Annotated in this window: 13 protein-coding genes; 9 read left to right on the top strand and 4 right to left on the bottom strand. The window is 70.9% G+C overall.

What is annotated here, in order from left to right; genetic code table 11:
* Positions 1-52: 52 nt before the first annotated feature.
* Together ACFW1I_RS29610 and eccCa are read right to left on the bottom strand one after the other, a co-directional pair.
* On the bottom strand, positions 53-280 hold the full coding sequence (locus ACFW1I_RS29610) for a hypothetical protein (RefSeq protein ID WP_384675641.1): 228 nt from the start codon (positions 278-280) through the stop codon (positions 53-55).
* Complete coding sequence (gene eccCa, locus ACFW1I_RS29605) at positions 277-4,242, bottom strand: type VII secretion protein EccCa (protein WP_384675639.1); 3,966 nt, start codon at positions 4,240-4,242, stop codon at positions 277-279. Before eccCa ends, ACFW1I_RS29610 begins: the two co-directional genes overlap by 4 nt.
* Positions 4,243-4,522: 280 nt before the next feature.
* Between eccCa and eccD the strand changes: the two genes are divergently transcribed.
* The 6 genes from eccD to ACFW1I_RS29575 all read left to right on the top strand — a co-directional run bounded on the left by eccD (position 4,523) and on the right by ACFW1I_RS29575 (position 11,575).
* Positions 4,523-6,022: a type VII secretion integral membrane protein EccD gene (gene eccD / locus ACFW1I_RS29600; protein WP_384675670.1), complete on the top strand. Its 1,500-nt coding sequence runs from the start codon at positions 4,523-4,525 to the stop codon at positions 6,020-6,022.
* Between the two features lie 172 nt (positions 6,023-6,194).
* Positions 6,195-6,485, top strand: a complete 291-nt coding sequence (gene rpsO, locus ACFW1I_RS29595; protein ID WP_030753991.1) for a 30S ribosomal protein S15 — start codon at positions 6,195-6,197, stop codon at positions 6,483-6,485.
* Between the two features lie 267 nt (positions 6,486-6,752).
* Entirely contained in the window at positions 6,753-8,963 is a 2,211-nt protein-coding gene (locus ACFW1I_RS29590; RefSeq protein WP_384675637.1) for a polyribonucleotide nucleotidyltransferase, read from the top strand.
* Complete coding sequence (locus tag ACFW1I_RS29585) at positions 8,960-10,339, top strand: M16 family metallopeptidase (RefSeq protein WP_384675635.1); 1,380 nt, start codon at positions 8,960-8,962, stop codon at positions 10,337-10,339. The genes ACFW1I_RS29590 and ACFW1I_RS29585 overlap by 4 nt, the downstream gene beginning before the upstream one ends.
* Before the next feature lie 25 nt (positions 10,340-10,364).
* The gene (gene dapB / locus ACFW1I_RS29580) at positions 10,365-11,117 is read left to right on the top strand and encodes a 4-hydroxy-tetrahydrodipicolinate reductase (protein ID WP_384675633.1); all 753 of its coding nucleotides are present in this window, start codon (positions 10,365-10,367) and stop codon (positions 11,115-11,117) included.
* Between the two features lie 5 nt (positions 11,118-11,122).
* Positions 11,123-11,575: a hypothetical protein gene (locus ACFW1I_RS29575; protein WP_031014179.1), complete on the top strand. Its 453-nt coding sequence runs from the start codon at positions 11,123-11,125 to the stop codon at positions 11,573-11,575.
* Here the strand turns inward: ACFW1I_RS29575 and ACFW1I_RS29570 are convergent.
* Both ACFW1I_RS29570 and ACFW1I_RS29565 read right to left on the bottom strand, forming a co-directional pair.
* On the bottom strand, positions 11,565-12,113 hold the full coding sequence (locus ACFW1I_RS29570) for a hypothetical protein (RefSeq protein ID WP_384675630.1): 549 nt from the start codon (positions 12,111-12,113) through the stop codon (positions 11,565-11,567). The two genes, ACFW1I_RS29575 and ACFW1I_RS29570, sit on opposite strands and share 11 nt — an antisense overlap.
* A 54-nt stretch (positions 12,114-12,167) precedes the next feature.
* Positions 12,168-12,407: a hypothetical protein gene (locus ACFW1I_RS29565; RefSeq protein WP_031014181.1), complete on the bottom strand. Its 240-nt coding sequence runs from the start codon at positions 12,405-12,407 to the stop codon at positions 12,168-12,170.
* 159 nt (positions 12,408-12,566) lie between these two features.
* Between ACFW1I_RS29565 and thyX the strand changes: the two genes are divergently transcribed.
* The 3 genes from thyX (at position 12,567) to ACFW1I_RS29550 (ending at position 16,198) form a co-directional block, all read left to right on the top strand.
* Positions 12,567-13,307 (top strand): FAD-dependent thymidylate synthase, encoded by a 741-nt coding sequence (gene thyX, locus ACFW1I_RS29560; RefSeq protein ID WP_384675628.1) that lies wholly within the window; start codon positions 12,567-12,569, stop codon positions 13,305-13,307.
* A gap of 177 nt (positions 13,308-13,484) precedes the next feature.
* Entirely contained in the window at positions 13,485-14,384 is a 900-nt protein-coding gene (gene dapA / locus ACFW1I_RS29555; RefSeq protein ID WP_384675626.1) for a 4-hydroxy-tetrahydrodipicolinate synthase, read from the top strand.
* A gap of 128 nt (positions 14,385-14,512) precedes the next feature.
* On the top strand, positions 14,513-16,198 hold the full coding sequence (locus ACFW1I_RS29550; RefSeq protein WP_384675624.1) for a ribonuclease J: 1,686 nt from the start codon (positions 14,513-14,515) through the stop codon (positions 16,196-16,198).
* The last annotated feature ends 302 nt before the right edge of the window (positions 16,199-16,500 follow it).

The raw sequence follows: 16,500 nt of genomic DNA, 5'->3' as shown, positions 1-16,500 counted from the left end.
CCCCCTCTCCCCGTTGTCACCCGTTCCGACCGTCCGCGTCCGCGCCCCGGTCTCATCCCTGTCGCGTCGCGAGGCGGTACGCGTCCATGCACTGCCAGGCGGACACGACCGCCAGGATCGCGAAGACCCGGCGCGGGCCGCGGTGGCGGGCCCGCAGGGCGGCGTGGTCCTCCGCGGTGGCGGGGCGCCTGAAGCGGCGGTCCGCCGCCTCCAGGGCCCCACCCGCGGCGGCGGCGAACACCGCCGCCATGCCGCCGAGGACGAGCGCCACCACGCTCACAGTTCCGGCATCCGCCCCGTCTGCACCAGCGGGTTCCCGCGCTGGCGCGACACGAAGATGCCGCGGCCCGCCGGCATCGGGCGCATCCGGACGCCACCGAGGACGTCGCCCTCCTGCGGGTCGCCGGAGAGGAGGACGCCCTGGGCGCCGAGCTCCATCATGCGCTGCATGAAGGACTCGTACGCCGAGCGGCTGGCGCCCGCCGCGCTGCGGGCGATGATGAAGCGGACGCCCACGTCCCGGGCGAACGGGAGCAGTTCCGTCAGCTTCGCCAGCGGGTTGCCGCTCGACGTGGAGACCAGGTCGTAGTCGTCGACGACCACGAACAGGTTCGGCCCCGACCACCAGCTGCGGTCGCGCAGCTGCTGGGCCGTGACGTCCGCCGACGGCGAGCGCCGGCGCATCAGGTCGGCGAGGGCGTCGACGTGGTGCTCCATGTTGTTGGACATGGGCACGTACTCGGCCAGGTGGCTCGCCGGCGTCACGTCGAGCAGTGCGCGCCGGTTGTCGATCACGAAGAACTTCGCCGAGGCCCCGTCGTACCGCTCCGTGATCTGCTTGATCATCAGCCGCAGCAGGTTCGACTTGCCCGACTCGCTCTCGCCGAACACCAGGAAGAACGGGTCGCGGTCGAAGTCGACGAAGACCGGCTCCAGGTTGTTCTCGTCGATGGCGAAGGCGACGCCGCGCTGCGGCTCCGCGTGGCCCGCCGGCAGCGTGTGCGCGTCCAGCTCGCGCGGCAGCAGCCGCACCTCGGGCGCGCCCGGCGCCGTCCAGTGCCGGGTGACCTCCTGCGTCATCGCGGCCGTCGCCTCGGCGAGGTCGCTGTCGGAGCTGATCCCGTCGATGCGCGGGACGGCCGCCATGAAGTGCAGCTTCTCCGGCGTCAGACCGCGGCCGGGGACCCCGGTCGGCACGTTGGCGGCGATCTTCCGGTCCAGCTCGGAGTCCATCGTGTCGCCGAGCCGCAGTTCGAGGCGGTTCATCAGATGGTCCTTGAGGTTGGCCCGGACCTCCATGGAGCGCGAGGCCGTGATGACCACGTGGATGCCGTAGCCCAGACCGCGGGCCGCGATGTCCACGACGGCCGGTTCGAGCCCCTCGTACTCGGTGCGGAAGTTGCCCCAGCCGTCGATCACCAGGAAGACGTCGCCCCACGGCTGGTCGGTCACCGAGATGTCGCCCCGGGCCCGCAGCCGGCGGAAGGTGCCGATCGAGTCGATGCCCGCGCTGCGGAAGTACTCCTCGCGCCGCGACAGGATGCCGTACACCTCGGCGACCGTGCGCCGGACCCGCTCGGGGTCGAGCCGGGACGCCACCCCGCCGACGTGCGGCAGACCGGCCACCGAGGCCATGCCGCCGCCACCGAAGTCGAGGCCGTAGAACTGCACCTCGTGCGGGGTGTGGGTCAGCGCGAACGCCGAGATCAGCGTCCGCAGCAGCGTCGACTTGCCGGACTGCGGACCGCCGATGATCTGCATGTGACCCGCCGCGCCGGAGAAGTCCCGGTAGAGCGTGTCGCGGCGCTGCTCGTACGGCTTGTCCACCACGCCCAGCGGCACGACGAGCCGGCCGGCCGCCTCGTAACCGGGCTGCGTCAGCCCCCGGCCCTCCACGCCCGCGAGCCCCGGCAGCACCGAGTCCAGCGCCGGCGGGTTGTCCAGCGGCGGCAGCCACACCTGGTGCGCCTCGACGCCCCGCCCCTCCAGGCGCCGCACGATCACGTCGAGCACCGAGTCGGCCAGCGCGTCGTCCTCGGCCTCCCGGGCCTCGGGGATCCGCGCCTGCTCGGTCGGCTCCAGATAGCGCACCGGCACCGGCGCCGCGGTGAACGGCACCGGCCGCCGGTCCACCGGCAGCGGCCCGCCCGGCGTCACGGCGTGCTGGTTGACGCGGTACGTGCCGGAGACGTACGCCGCCTTGAACCGCACCATCTCGTCGGTGCCGTACTTGAGGTAGCCCGAGCCCGGCACGTTCGGCAGCGAGTAGGCGTCGGGCACGCCGATGGCCGCCCGGGACTCCGCCGCCGAGAAGGTCCGCAGACCGATCCGGTAGGAGAGGTACGTCTCCAGGCCGCGCAGCCGGCCCTCCTCCAGGCGCTGCGAGGCCAGCAGCAGATGGACGCCGAGCGACCGGCCGATGCGGCCGATCTGCACGAACATCTCGATGAAGTCCGGCATCGCCGTCAGCAGCTCGGAGAACTCGTCGATGACGAGGACCAGCGACGGGATCGGCTGGAGCGGGGCGCCGGCCGCGCGCGCCTTCTCGTAGTCGTGGATGTTGGCGTAGTTGCCCGCGTCGCGCAGCATCTCCTGGCGCCGGTTCAGCTCACCGCGGATGGAGTCGCCCATGCGGTCCACCAGCGTCAGGTCGTCCGCCAGGTTGGTGATCACCGCGGCCACGTGCGGCATCTGCGACATGCCCGCGAAGGTGGCACCGCCCTTGAAGTCCGCGAGGACGAAGTTCAGCGTCTCCGAGGAGTGCGTCACCGCCAGACCCAGCACCAGCGTGCGCAGCAGCTCCGACTTTCCGGAACCGGTCGCGCCGACGCACAGGCCGTGCGGGCCCATGCCCTCCTGCGCGGCCTCCTTCAGGTCCAGCATCACCGGGACGCCGTCCTCGCCGACGCCGATCGGCACCCGCAGCCGCTCCGACCGGGACCGGGGCCGCCAGGTGCGGCTCACGTCGATCGAGGCCGCGTCGCCGAGGTTCAGCAGATCGGTGAAGTCCAGATTGGCGAGCAGCGGCTCGTCGTCGTCCGAGCCGCTCGCCACCCGCAGCGGCGCCAGCTGCCGGGCCAGCGCCTCCGCCGCGTCCAGGCTCAGCGCGTCCGGGGTGCCGTCGTACACGTGCCCGTGCCCCGACTCCAGCCGCAGCGCCCCGCCCTCCACGACCACCGACAGGTCACCGCGGGCCCCGGCGCCCCGGCCCTGCACGACCTCGATGATCGTCACGCCCTGGATGCCCTCCGGCGAGGCCAGCGCCGAGGTCTGCGGGATCGACTGCCCGTCGAGCACCACGACCAGGTGCGGGAAGTCGAGCAGCGGGTGGTTCGGGCCCTGGAAGCGGGGCCGCCCCTCCAGCCGGCCGGCCACCAGGTCCTCCAGCTCCCGCGCGTCCGTCGTCATCAGCCGCCGGCTGCCCGCGCCGTCGCCCGGACCCGACGCCTGCACGTGCGGCAGCCACTTCGCCCACTCCCAGGCGGGGGCGGCGCCGTCGTCCGTGGCGACGACGACGACCAGGTCCTCGGGGGAGTGGAGCGCCGCGAGCGACCCCACCATCGCGCGGGTCGTCGAACGGGCCGCCTCCGCGTCCCCGCTCACCGTCAGGTGGTAGAAGGCGCGCAGCGACACCGCCATGGGCAGGCCGTCCAGGGTGCCGTGCGCGGTGAGGAACTGCTGCATCGCCCCCGCGGTCAGCGGTTCCAGCTCGTCCACCGGCGCCGTCTCGGGCGCGATCAGCGGGGTCGCCAGCTGCTGGCTGCCCAGACCGACCCGGACCTGACCGAAGTCCCCGTCCCCGATGCGCCGCTCCCAGATCCGGCTGCCCTCGGCGACCAGCGCCCACAGCTGCTCCGGCGACGGGTGCAGATAGAACTGGGCGTCCCGCTGGAGGTGCGCCGTCCGCAGCACGGTGCGCCGCGTCTGGGTCAGGTACTTCAGGTAGTCGCGCCGCATGTCGGCGAGCTGCCCCTGCGTACCGCGCCGGTAGCGGACCAGCATCGCGATGGCCATGGCCACCGTCGACGCGATCATCACCATGCCCATGATCCGCATGATCGGGTTCGGCGTCATGAAGAAGAAGACGACCGAGCCGCCCATGCCGAGCATCGGCAGGAGCTGCATCAGGGCACCCTCCTGCTGCCCGCGGGGCAGTTCCGGTGGAGGTTGCAACTGCACCTGCTCGTCAGGCACTTCGGACGGCAGGGCCCGCGGTGGGCGCTTGACGACGATCTGGCTCACAGCTCACCAATTTCCGTTGCCGGACGGAAAGTTCCTCCAGACGCCCCCGTGGCGACAGGATCCATCCGCGGGGAGGGATCCTACTTTGGTACGGGGTCACGGGTGGGCGGTAGGGTGGCCCGAAATATTTGCGTGGCCATGAACTATCGCAAAAATCGGGTCATTCGGAGCGCAATATCCGCGGCGCGAGGGCCACGGTCCACGAGCAGGTCCGCGGACCGTCGGCCGGACCCGCCGACCGGAGCACCAGGACCACCACGAGGGGATGCAGCAGGTGAGTATGACGGCCCCAGCCACGGCCGGCGGAGCCGGCCAGTCGGCTCCCACCACCGTGTTCCACGGCGGCACCGGCTTCTGCCGGATCACCGTCGTCGCGCCCGACGGCCGCGTCGACGTCGCACTGCCCGAGGACGTCGCCCTCGCCGACCTCTACCCGGAGGTGCTCCGGCTCTCCGGCCAGACCCCGGCGCCCGGCGCCCCGGTCGGCTACCACCTGGTCCGCCGCGACGGCACCGTCCTCGACGGCAGCCGCTCCCTGTCGGCCCAGCGCATCCTCGACGGCGAGCTGCTGTCGCTGCGCCCCTTCGCCGAGTCGCTGCCCCCGGCCGTCTTCGACGACGTCTCCGACGCCGTCGCCTCCGCCGTCTCCAAGGACCGCACCCTGTGGTCCGACGCGCTGATGCGCGGCGCCGGCCTGTTCGGCGGGGCGATGCTCCTCGTCCTCCTCGCCTTCGTCCTGTGGACGGCCGAGCCCCGCCACGACATGCACGGCCTGCCCGGCATCCTGGCCGGCGTCACCGCCGTCCTGCTCCTCGCGCTCGCCGCCGTCCGCGCCCGCGTCTACGACGACCGCGGCTCCGCCGTCGCCCTCGGCACCGGCGCCATGGCGAACGCCGCCGTCGCCGGCTCCGGCCTGCTCGCCCTCGCCGACGGCCAGGGCATCGGCAAGCTCCAGTTCCTGCTGGCCTGCACCGCCGTCCTCGTCTGCGCCGTGATCCTCACGATCGTCTCGCCCGGCGGGGACGGCCCCTTCGTCGCCTTCGCCTTCGCCTCCACCGTCGGCATGCTGGTCGGCTTCGCCGCCATCCTCACCGGGCTCACCCCGGCCGAGACCGCCGCGGTCTGCGCCCCCTTCGCCGTCGGCGCGCTCGCCTTCCTGCCCGGCCTGTCCACCCGCTTCGCCCGGCTCCCCATCGGCTTCGAACCGCCCCGCACCACCGTCGGCGGATACGGCTCCGAGGCCGAGCCGCAGGGCCCGGTCGACGCCACCCGCATCGCCGCCCAGGCCCGCCGCGGCCACGAACTCCTCGTCGGCCTCGTCGGCGGCTGCGCCCTCGTCGCCGTCGGCTCCGCCGCCGTCCTCGGCTTCTCCGACACCGTGTGGGGCCAGCTGCTCGCCCTCGCCACCGGCGTCGCCATGCTGATGCGCGCCCACCTCTTCCGCTACACCGCGCAGGTCGGCTGCGCCCTCGCCGCCGGCCTCGGCTCCCTCGTCCTGCTGGGCCTCGGCCTCGCCCTGAACCCGCCGACCGAGCTCCTCCTGGAGGCCCTGAAGGGCGACGGCACGGCCCTCGACATCCGTACGGTCTGGCTCTCCGCCGCCATCGCCGGCGTCGCCGCGCTGCTCACCGCCATCGGCCTGATCGTGCCGCGCAAGGGCGTCACCCCGTTCTGGGGCCGCTTCCTGGAGATCGCCGAGACCTTCGTGCTGCTCACGCTGCTGCCGCTCTGCCTCGCGGTCTTCGACGTCTACCACTCCATCCGGGCGCTCACCTCCTGAGCCGCCTGGTACTCTGGGTGACGGCCGTTTGTGTACGCGTTCCCGGAAAGCCTCGAAGGCTCCCTTCAAGGATCGGGGAGCAGCGCGCATCGGACCTCGCTCCCGAGTCACGGAAGCTCCCCTGAGATGTAGACCAGGGGCACTCGTGGGCACGAAACCTGAGGAGAACCGCGTGGCTCTCGACGCCGCCGTCAAGAAGCAGATCATGGCCGACTTCGGTACGAAGGAGGGCGACACCGGCTCCCCCGAGGTCCAGGTCGCCATGCTTTCCCGCCGCATCTCGGACCTGACCGAGCACCTCAAGACCCACAAGCACGACCACCACTCCCGTCGTGGTCTGCTGATCCTGGTCGGTCAGCGCCGCCGTCTGCTGCAGTACCTGGCCAAGAAGGACATCCAGCGCTTCCGTACGCTGGTCGACCGCCTCGGCATCCGCCGCGGTGCGGCCGGCGGCGCCAAGTAAGACGCCGTGAAGGGAGCGGTTCCCACTTTCAGGGGGCCGCTCCCTTTGCTGTACGTGCGCGAAGTACCGACCGGCAATTACTCTGGTCGCAGAACGCCACAACCCGCGCGAGAAGCAGCCGGCACGCCGCCGGTCCTCGGTAGTGGCCCCCGGACCTCATCCCGGGTGCTTCGATCGAAGACCGGCCCGCCACCTCACGTGCTTCTCCGCACCCGTCCCGCGCCACACGGGCGCGCGGACCAAAGACGAACGTAGGAGAAACCCATAGTGGAGAACGAGACCCACTACGCCGAGGCCGTCATCGACAACGGCACCTTCGGCACCCGCACCATCCGCTTCGAGACGGGTCGTCTCGCCCGCCAGGCCGCCGGCTCCGCCGTCGCCTACCTCGACGACGACACGATGGTGCTCTCGGCGACCTCCGCCTCGAAGCGTCCCAAGGACCAGCTCGACTTCTTCCCCCTCACGGTGGACGTCGAGGAGCGGATGTACGCGGCCGGCAAGATCCCCGGCTCCTTCTTCCGCCGCGAGGGCCGCCCCTCCGAGGACGCGATCCTCACCTGCCGCCTGATCGACCGCCCGCTGCGCCCGTCCTTCAAGAAGGGCCTGCGCAACGAGATCCAGGTCGTGGCCACGGTCATGGCGCTCAACCCCGACCACCTGTACGACGTCGTCGCGATCAACGCCGCGTCCGCGTCCACCCAGCTGGCCGGCCTGCCCTTCTCCGGCCCGATCGGCGGCGTCCGCGTCGCGCTGATCAAGGGCCAGTGGGTCGCCTTCCCGACCCACACCGAGCTCGAGGACGCCGTCTTCGACATGGTCGTCGCCGGCCGTGTCCTGGAGGACGGCGACGTCGCGATCATGATGGTCGAGGCCGAGGCCACCGAGAAGACCATCGCCCTCGTCAAGGGCGGCGCCGAGGCGCCGACCGAGGAGATCGTCGCCGCCGGCCTCGAGGCCGCGAAGCCGTTCATCAAGGTCCTCTGCAAGGCGCAGTCGGACCTCGCCGCCAAGGCCGCCAAGCCCGAGGCCGAGTTCCCGATCTTCCTGGACTACCAGGACGACGTGTACGCCGCCCTCGACGAGGCCGTCCGCGGCGAGCTCGCCCAGGCGCTCACCATCGCCGGCAAGCAGGAGCGCGAGGCCGAGCTGGACCGCGTCAAGGAGATCGCCGCCGAGAAGCTCCTCCCGGCCTTCGAGGGCCGCGAGAAGGAGATCTCCGCCGCGTACCGCTCCCTGACCAAGGCCCTGGTCCGCGAGCGCGTCATCAAGGACAAGGTCCGCATCGACGGCCGCGGCGTCACGGACATCCGTACGCTCGCCGCCGAGGTCGAGGCCATCCCGCGCGTGCACGGCTCCGCCCTGTTCGAGCGTGGCGAGACCCAGATCCTGGGCGTCACCACCCTCAACATGCTCCGCATGGAGCAGCAGCTGGACACCCTCTCCCCGGTGACCCGCAAGCGCTACATGCACAACTACAACTTCCCGCCGTACTCCGTCGGCGAGACCGGCCGCGTCGGCTCCCCGAAGCGCCGCGAGATCGGCCACGGCGCGCTCGCCGAGCGCGCGATCGTGCCGGTCCTCCCGACCCGCGAGGAGTTCCCCTACGCGATCCGCCAGGTGTCCGAGGCCCTCGGCTCCAACGGTTCGACGTCGATGGGCTCGGTCTGCGCCTCCACCATGTCGCTGCTGAACGCCGGTGTGCCGCTCAAGGCCCCCGTCGCCGGCATCGCCATGGGCCTGATCTCCCAGGAGATCAACGGCGAGACGCACTACGTCGCCCTCACCGACATCCTCGGTGCGGAGGACGCCTTCGGCGACATGGACTTCAAGGTCGCCGGTACGAAGGAGTTCGTCACCGCCCTCCAGCTCGACACCAAGCTGGACGGCATCCCGGCCTCCGTCCTGGCCGCGGCCCTCAAGCAGGCCCGTGACGCCCGCCTCCACATCCTCGACGTGATGATGGAAGCGATCGACACCCCGGACGAGATGTCCCCGAACGCCCCGCGGATCATCACCGTCAAGATCCCGGTGGACAAGATCGGTGAGGTCATCGGCCCCAAGGGCAAGATGATCAACCAGATCCAGGAGGACACCGGCGCCGAGATCACGATCGAGGACGACGGCACCATCTACATCGGTGCCGCCGACGGCCCGGCCGCCGAGGCCGCCCGCGCCACGATCAACGGCATCGCCAACCCGACCATGCCGGAGGTCGGCGAGCGCTACCTGGGCACGGTCGTCAAGACCACCACCTTCGGTGCCTTCGTCTCCCTGCTCCCGGGCAAGGACGGCCTGCTGCACATCTCGCAGATCCGCAAGCTCGCCGGCGGCAAGCGCGTGGAGAACGTCGAGGACGTGCTCGCGATCGGCTCCAAGGTCCAGGTCGAGATCGCCGAGATCGACCAGCGCGGCAAGCTCTCCCTCATCCCCGTGATCGAGGGCGAGGACGAGAAGAAGGACGACGCCTCCTCGTGACGTCCCGTAGTTCCGCGACGACGGCCCGCCCCTCCTCCGAGGGGCGGGCCGTCGCCCGTACCCAAACGCTTCTCCCGGGCAAGGACGGCATCGGCACCGTCCGCCGCACGACCCTCCCCGGCGGCCTCCGGATCGTCACCGAGACCCTTCCCTCGGTGCGCTCGGCGACCTTCGGCATCTGGGCCCACGTCGGCTCCCGCGACGAGACGCCGGCGCTCAACGGCGCCACCCACTACCTGGAGCACCTCCTCTTCAAGGGCACGGCCACGCGCTCCGCCCTCGACATCTCGTCCGCGATCGACGCGGTCGGCGGCGAGATGAACGCCTTCACGGCGAAGGAGTACACCTGCTACTACGCCCGGGTCCTCGACACCGACCTGCCGCTGGCGATCGACGTGGTCTGCGACATGCTTACGGGCTCGCTCATCCTCGACTCCGACGTGGACGCCGAGCGCGGCGTGATCCTCGAGGAGATCGCGATGACCGAGGACGACCCCGGCGACGTGGTGCACGACCTGTTCGCGCAGACCATGTTCGGCGACACCCCGCTGGGCCGCCCGGTCCTCGGCACCGTCGACACGATCAACGCGCTCTCCCGCGGCCAGATCGCCCGCTTCTACAAGAAGCACTACGACCCGACCCACCTGGTCGTCGCCGCCGCGGGCAACGTGGACCACGCCACGGTGGTGCGCCAGGTCCGCCGCGCCTTCGAGCGCGCCGGCGCCCTGACCCGTACCGACGCCGCCCCGATCGCCCCGCGCGACGGCCGCAAGGCCATCCGCACGGCCGGCCGGGTCGAACTGCTCGGCCGCAAGACCGAGCAGGCGCACGTCGTCCTCGGCATGCCGGGCCTGGCCCGCACCGACGAGCGCCGCTGGGCGCTCGGCGTGCTGAACACCGCCCTCGGCGGCGGCATGTCCTCCCGCCTCTTCCAGGAGGTCCGGGAGAAGCGCGGCCTGGCCTACAGCGTGTACTCGTACACCTCGGGCTTCGCCGACTGCGGCCTGTTCGGCGTCTACGCGGGCTGCCGCCCCAGCCAGATCCACGACGTGCTGCGGATCTGCCGGGACGAGCTCGACAAGGTCGCCTCGGACGGCCTCACCGACGAGGAGATCGCCCGCGCCGTCGGCCAGCTCTCGGGCTCCACCGTCCTCGGCCTGGAGGACACCGGCGCGATCATGAACCGGATCGGCAAGAGCGAGCTGTGCTGGGGCACCCAGATGTCGGTGGACGACATGCTCGGCCGGATCGCGGCCGTCACCCCGGACGAGGTCCGGGAGGTCGCCCGTGACGTGCTGACCCGCCGGCCCTCGCTGTCGGTGATAGGCCCGCTGAAGGACAAGCAGGCGGACCGCCTCCACCAGGCCGTCTCCTGACCTCCACCCCTAAGGAAGAAGTGCGATGAGCAAGCTGCGCGTGGCGGTCCTCGGCGCCCGGGGCCGTATCGGCTCCGCGGCGGTCAAGGCCGTCGAGGCCGCCGAGGACATGGAACTGGTCGCGGCCCTGGGCCGCGGCGACAAGCTGGAGACCCTCGCCGAGGCGGGCGCCCAGGTCGTCGTCGAGCTGACCACCCCCGACTCGGTCATGGCCAACCTCGAGTACTGCGTGGGCCACGGCATCCACGCCGTCGTCGGCACCACCGGCTGGACCGAGGACCGCCTCGCGCGGCTGAACGGCTGGCTCGCCGCCTCCCCGGAGACCGGCGTCCTCATCGCGCCCAACTTCTCCATCGGCGCGGTCCTCACCATGAAGTTCGCGCAGATCGCCGCGCCGTACTTCGAGTCGGTCGAGGTCATCGAGCTGCACCACCCCAACAAGGTGGACGCCCCCTCGGGCACCGCCACCCGCACCGCCCAGCTGATCGCCGAGGCCCGCGCCGCGGCCGGCCTCGGCGCCCAGCCGGACGCCACCGCGACCGCCCTCGACGGCGCCCGCGGCGCGGACGTGGACGGTGTGCCGGTGCACGCGGTACGCCTCCGGGGCCTGCTGGCCCACCAGGAGGTGCTGCTCGGCGGCGAGGGCGAGACCCTCACCGTCCGCCACGACTCGCTGCACCACTCCAGCTTCATGCCGGGCGTGCTGCTCGGTGCCCGCCGCGTGGTGAGCACCCCGGGCCTCACGTTCGGCCTGGAACACTTCCTGGACCTGGGCTGACGGCCATGGGCGGAAAGATCACCTACGTCTTCCTCGCCACCGTCCTCGTGCTGGTCTTCGGGGTGGTGGCGATGGAGGGCGTCCTGCTCCTGCTGACCGGCGAGCCGGCGGCCATGGGCATGGGCGCGGTGGCGTTCCTGCTGCCCGCCGTGGGCGGCTGGTTCCTCTGGAAGAACACCAGCTTCGCGCGCCGGGCCAACCGGCTGGCCGCGGAGCTGGAGGCCGAGGGCGGGCTCCCCGTCGACGACCTGCGGCGCACCCAGGGCGGCCGGATCGACCGCGACTCCGCGGACGAGGTCTTCGCCCGGCGCAAGGCCGAGGCGGAGGAGTCTCCGGAGGACTGGCGCTGCTGGTTCCGGCTGGCGGTCGCCTATCACGACGCCCGCGACACCCCGCGGGCCCGCAAGGCGATGCAGCGGGCCATCGCCCTCCACGAGGGCCGGACGGTCAGCGCCTGACGCCGTACTCGGCGTGCCACGCCTCGACGGTGTCGGCGGCCCGGTCGAAGGCCTCGATCCGGGAGAGGAAGTCGGCGTTGTGGTCGGTGAGCAGCACCAGCTGCTCGCCGGCCGTCCGGTCGAGGAGCAGGGCCTGGCCCTGGACGGTGCGCGGGAAGTTCAGCCAGCGCACCGGCTGCTGGGCGGTGCGGACCGCGGCCACCTTCGCCCAGGGGGTGGTGTGGGTGGTGAAGAAGCCGACGCGGCGCACGCCGGCGCGGCTCACCCAGGTGCCCATGCGCAGCAGCCGCAGCGCGGCCAGGATGATCAGCACGGCGACGCCGAAGGTGACGAGCGAGCCGGTGACGGCGCCCGCGGCGGCGATGATCACCGCGGCGAGCAGCACGAACGAGGCGAGCAGCAGCGAGAGCGCCGCCGCGCCGACCCGGTAGGACCCCGGACGGTACGGACGGCGCCACTGGTCGTGGTCGTCGAACGGGAGCGCGACGGCGTCGGTGGTGTCGAAGGCACGGTCGGCCGTCAGGAAGGGCAGGGGCACGGCGGTTCCTCACTCACAAGCACGCTCGAAGGGGCGGTGCCCGGTGAGGCTACCTCAGCGGTTGTCGGAGGCTTCGGACTGCTGCCGGTGCGCGGGCGCGTCCGTGCTGTCGAGCGACGGCATGCCGAGGACGAGGGAGCCCACGAGTCCGGCGGCGACGGTCAGCCCGAGCAGCGTACGTCCGACGACCTGTCCGGGACGCAGCCGTTCACGCGGCGGCGGAGTGACGTTACTGCGGAACTCGTCGGCCTCCGCGACGAACGCGAACGGTACGGCCTCTGTCCGCCTGAACATGGGTGTCACTCTCCTCGGTGGTCTGTCGTGCGACTCACAGGTACAGACGATCGAACCGAGGGTTTGGTGCCGTTTTTCACCGAAGCAGCCCAATCTCATCCTTCAGACGGACTCGCGCTAACCTGGGCCCGCCCCACAGACGACTGGAAGGTACTCCTGGTGACCGACACCCCCACCGAGCCGGCGAAGATCGACCTCAGGAGCGACATCACCGTCGAACTGGTCAAGAGCGCCGCGGCCGACTCCGACGTCCTCTGGGCGGCCCGGGTCTCCACGGCGGGGGAGCAGTCCCTCGAAGAGCTCCAGAAGGACCCGGAGCGCTCGAAGGGCCTGATCAACTACCTGATGCGGGACCGCCACGGCAGCCCCTTCGAGCACAACTCGATGACGTTCTTCATCAGCGCCCCGATCTTCGTCTTCCGCGAGTTCATGCGGCACCGGGTGGGCTGGTCGTACAACGAGGAGTCGGGCCGCTACAGGGAGCTGCAGCCGGTCTTCTACGTCCCCGACGCCTCCCGCAAGCTGGTCCAGGAGGGCCGTCCGGGCAAGTACGTCTTCGTCGAGGGCACCGAGGCCCAGCACGAGCTGGTCGGCCGCGCGATGGAGGACTCGTACCGCCAGGCGTACGAGACGTACCAGGAGATGCTCGCCGCCGGCGTCGCCCGCGAGGTGGCCCGCTCGGTCCTCCCCGTCGGCCTCTTCTCCTCGATGTACGCCACCTGCAACGCGCGCTCGCTGATGCACTTCCTCGGCCTGCGCACCCAGCACGAGCTGGCCGCGGTGCCGTCCTTCCCGCAGCGGGAGATCGAGATGGTCGGCGAGAAGATGGAGGAGCACTGGGCCCGGCTGATGCCGCTGACCCACGCGGCCTTCAACAAGAACGGGCGCGTCGCGCCGTAAGGCACAGATGTTCGTCCACTCTCGCGAAGTGTCCGTATTGCGACGTTTCGTGAAGTTCATCTAGGCTGATCAAACGGACCCGGCACTGCTTGAACCCCCGAGCAGGCAGTGCCGGGCTCCTCTTCTCACGTCCCCCGAGGGGACACCCGGCGCTGAGCAGCGAGTAGCGTGTTACCCATGGCTCCGATCTCCACTCCGCAGACCCCCTTCGGGCGGGTCCTCACCGCCATGGTCACGCCCTTCACGGCGGACGGCGCACTCGACCTCGACGGCGCCCGGCGACTCGCGACCCACCTGGTGGACGCAGGCAACGACGGCCTCGTCGTCAACGGCACCACCGGCGAGTCCCCCACCACCAGCGACGCGGAGAAATCGGAGCTCGTACGCGCCGTACTGGAGGCGGTCGGCGACCGCGCCCACGTCGTCGCCGGCATCGGCACCAACGACACCCACCACTCGATCGAGCTGGCCCGCGCCGCCGAGCGCGACGGCGCCCACGGCCTCCTCGCCGTCACGCCGTACTACAACAAGCCCCCGCAGGAGGGCCTGTACCGGCACTTCACGGCCATCGCCGACGCCACCGGCCTCCCGGTGATGCTCTACGACATCCCCGGCCGCTCCGGCGTCCCGATCGACACCGAGACCATCGTCCGGCTCGCCGAGCACCCCCGGATCGTCGCCAACAAGGACGCCAAGGGCGACCTCGGCCGCGCCAGCTGGGCCATCGCCCGCTCCGGCCTCGCCTGGTACTCCGGCGACGACATGCTCAACCTGCCGCTGCTCTCCGTCGGCGCCGTCGGCTTCGTCTCCGTCGTGGGCCACGTCGTCACCCCCGACCTGCGCGCACTCCTCGACGCCCACCTCGCGGGCGACCACGAGAAGGCCACCGAGATCCACCAGAAGCTGCTCCCGGTCTACACCGGCATGTTCCGCACCCAGGGCGTCATGACCACCAAGGCCGCGCTCGCCCTCCAGGGCCTCCCGGCCGGTCCGCTGCGCCTCCCGCTCGTCGAGCTCTCCGACCAGGAGACCGCCCAGCTCAAGGTCGACCTGTCCGCCGGCGGGGTAGACCTCTGACATCCGACTTCACAACTGAACAGTGACAACTCAAGACCGCGACAACTGAACACCGACAACAGCAAGTGCACGATTGTCATGCGCGCCACGTGCCGACGGTACGTGGCGCGTGTGGTGAGGAGAGTCTTTTGAGCCATCCGCATCCCGAACTCGGCGCCCCGCCGAAGCTCCCCCAGGGCGGCCTGCGCGTCACCCCGCTCGGCGGCCTGGGCGAGATCGGCCGCAACATGACCGTCTTCGAATACGACGGCAAGCTGCTGATCGTCGACTGCGGCGTCCTCTTCCCCGAGGAGGAGCAGCCGGGCGTCGACCTGATCCTGCCCGACTTCACCACCATCCAGGACCGCATCGACGATGTCGTCGGCATCGTCCTGACCCACGGCCACGAGGACCACATCGGTGGCGTGCCGTACCTGCTGCGCCTGCGGCAGGACATCCCCCTCATCGGCTCCAAGCTGACCCTCGCCCTGATCGAGGCCAAGCTCCAGGAGCACCGCATCCGCCCGTACACGCTGGAGGTGGCCGAGGGCCACCGCGAGCGGCTGGGCGTCTTCGACTGCGAGTTCATCGCGGTCAACCACTCCATCCCGGACGCCCTGGCCGTCGCGATCCGCACCCCCGCGGGCATGGTCGTGCACACCGGCGACTTCAAGATGGACCAGCTGCCGCTGGACAACCGCCTCACCGACCTGCACGCCTTCGCGCGGCTGAGCGAGGAGGGCATCGACCTCCTGCTCACGGACTCGACGAACGCCGAGGTCCCGGGCTTCACGGCGCACGAGCGGGACATCTCCAACGTCCTGCGGAACGTCTTCGCGAACGCCCAGAAGCGGATCATCGTGGCGAGCTTCGCCAGCCACGTCCACCGCATCCAGCAGATCCTCGACGCCGCCCACGAGTACGGCCGCCGGGTCGCCTTCGTCGGCCGCTCGATGGTCCGCAACATGGGCATCGCCCGCGACCTGGGCTACCTCCGGGTCCCGGCCGGCCTCGTCGTCGACGTGAAGACGCTGGACGACCTGCCGGACGACGAGGTCGTGCTGGTCTGCACGGGTTCCCAGGGCGAGCCGATGGCGGCCCTGTCCCGCATGGCCAACCGCGACCACCAGATCCGGATCGTCCCCGGCGACACGGTCATCCTGGCCTCGTCCCTCATCCCGGGCAACGAGAACGCGGTTTACCGCGTGATCAACGGCCTGACCCGCTGGGGCGCCAACGTCGTCCACAAGGGCAACGCCAAGGTCCACGTCTCGGGCCACGCCTCGGCCGGCGAGCTGCTGTACTTCTACAACATCTGCAAGCCGAAGAACCTCATGCCGGTCCACGGCGAATGGCGCCACCTGCGCGCCAACGCCGAGCTCGGCGCGATGACGGGCATCCCGAAGGACCACATCGTCATCGCCGAGGACGGCGTCGTCGTCGACCTGGTCGACGGCCGCGCCCGCATCACCGGCAAGGTCCAGGCGGGGTACGTGTACGTGGACGGCCTCTCGGTCGGCGACGTCACCGAGTCCTCCCTGAAGGACCGCCGGATCCTCGGCGAGGAGGGCATCATCTCGGTCTTCCTGGTGGTGGACTCCTCCACCGGCAAGATCACCGGCGGCCCGCACGTCCACGCGCGCGGCTCCGGCATCGAGGACTCCGCTTTCGACGCGGTGCTCCCGAAGATCGAGCAGGCGCTGAACAAGTCCGCCCAGGACGGCGTCGTCGAACCCCACCAGCTCCAGCAGCTGATCCGCCGCACCGTCGGCAAGTGGGTCTCCGACACCTACCGCCGCCGGCCGATGATCCTCCCGGTCGTCGTCGAGGTCTGAGCCCGAAGGGCCTGACCAGCGTGGTTACGGAGCGGGGCACCTCGATTTGCATCGGGGCGCCCCGCTCCAGTACGTTTACGGCTCCGCCAGAACGGGAAGCCCCGGCGCCGCAGTGCGCCCGGACGGCCGACCGGGAGGTGGAAAATCCGACCGAGATCATCTGATAAAGTCGGAACGCGCCGGAAGGCCCCGAGGAATTGAAACTCAGGACCGGAAAGCACCGAGGAAATCGGATCGGAAAGATCTGATAGAGTCGGAAACGAAGGAAGCGCCCGGAGGGCCTGGAAACAGGAACGAAGGAA

This window comes from Streptomyces sp. NPDC058955 (genome assembly GCF_042741435.1).
GTDB lineage: Bacteria > Actinomycetota > Actinomycetes > Streptomycetales > Streptomycetaceae > Streptomyces.
This window is presented reverse-complemented; position numbering and strand designations above follow the sequence as displayed.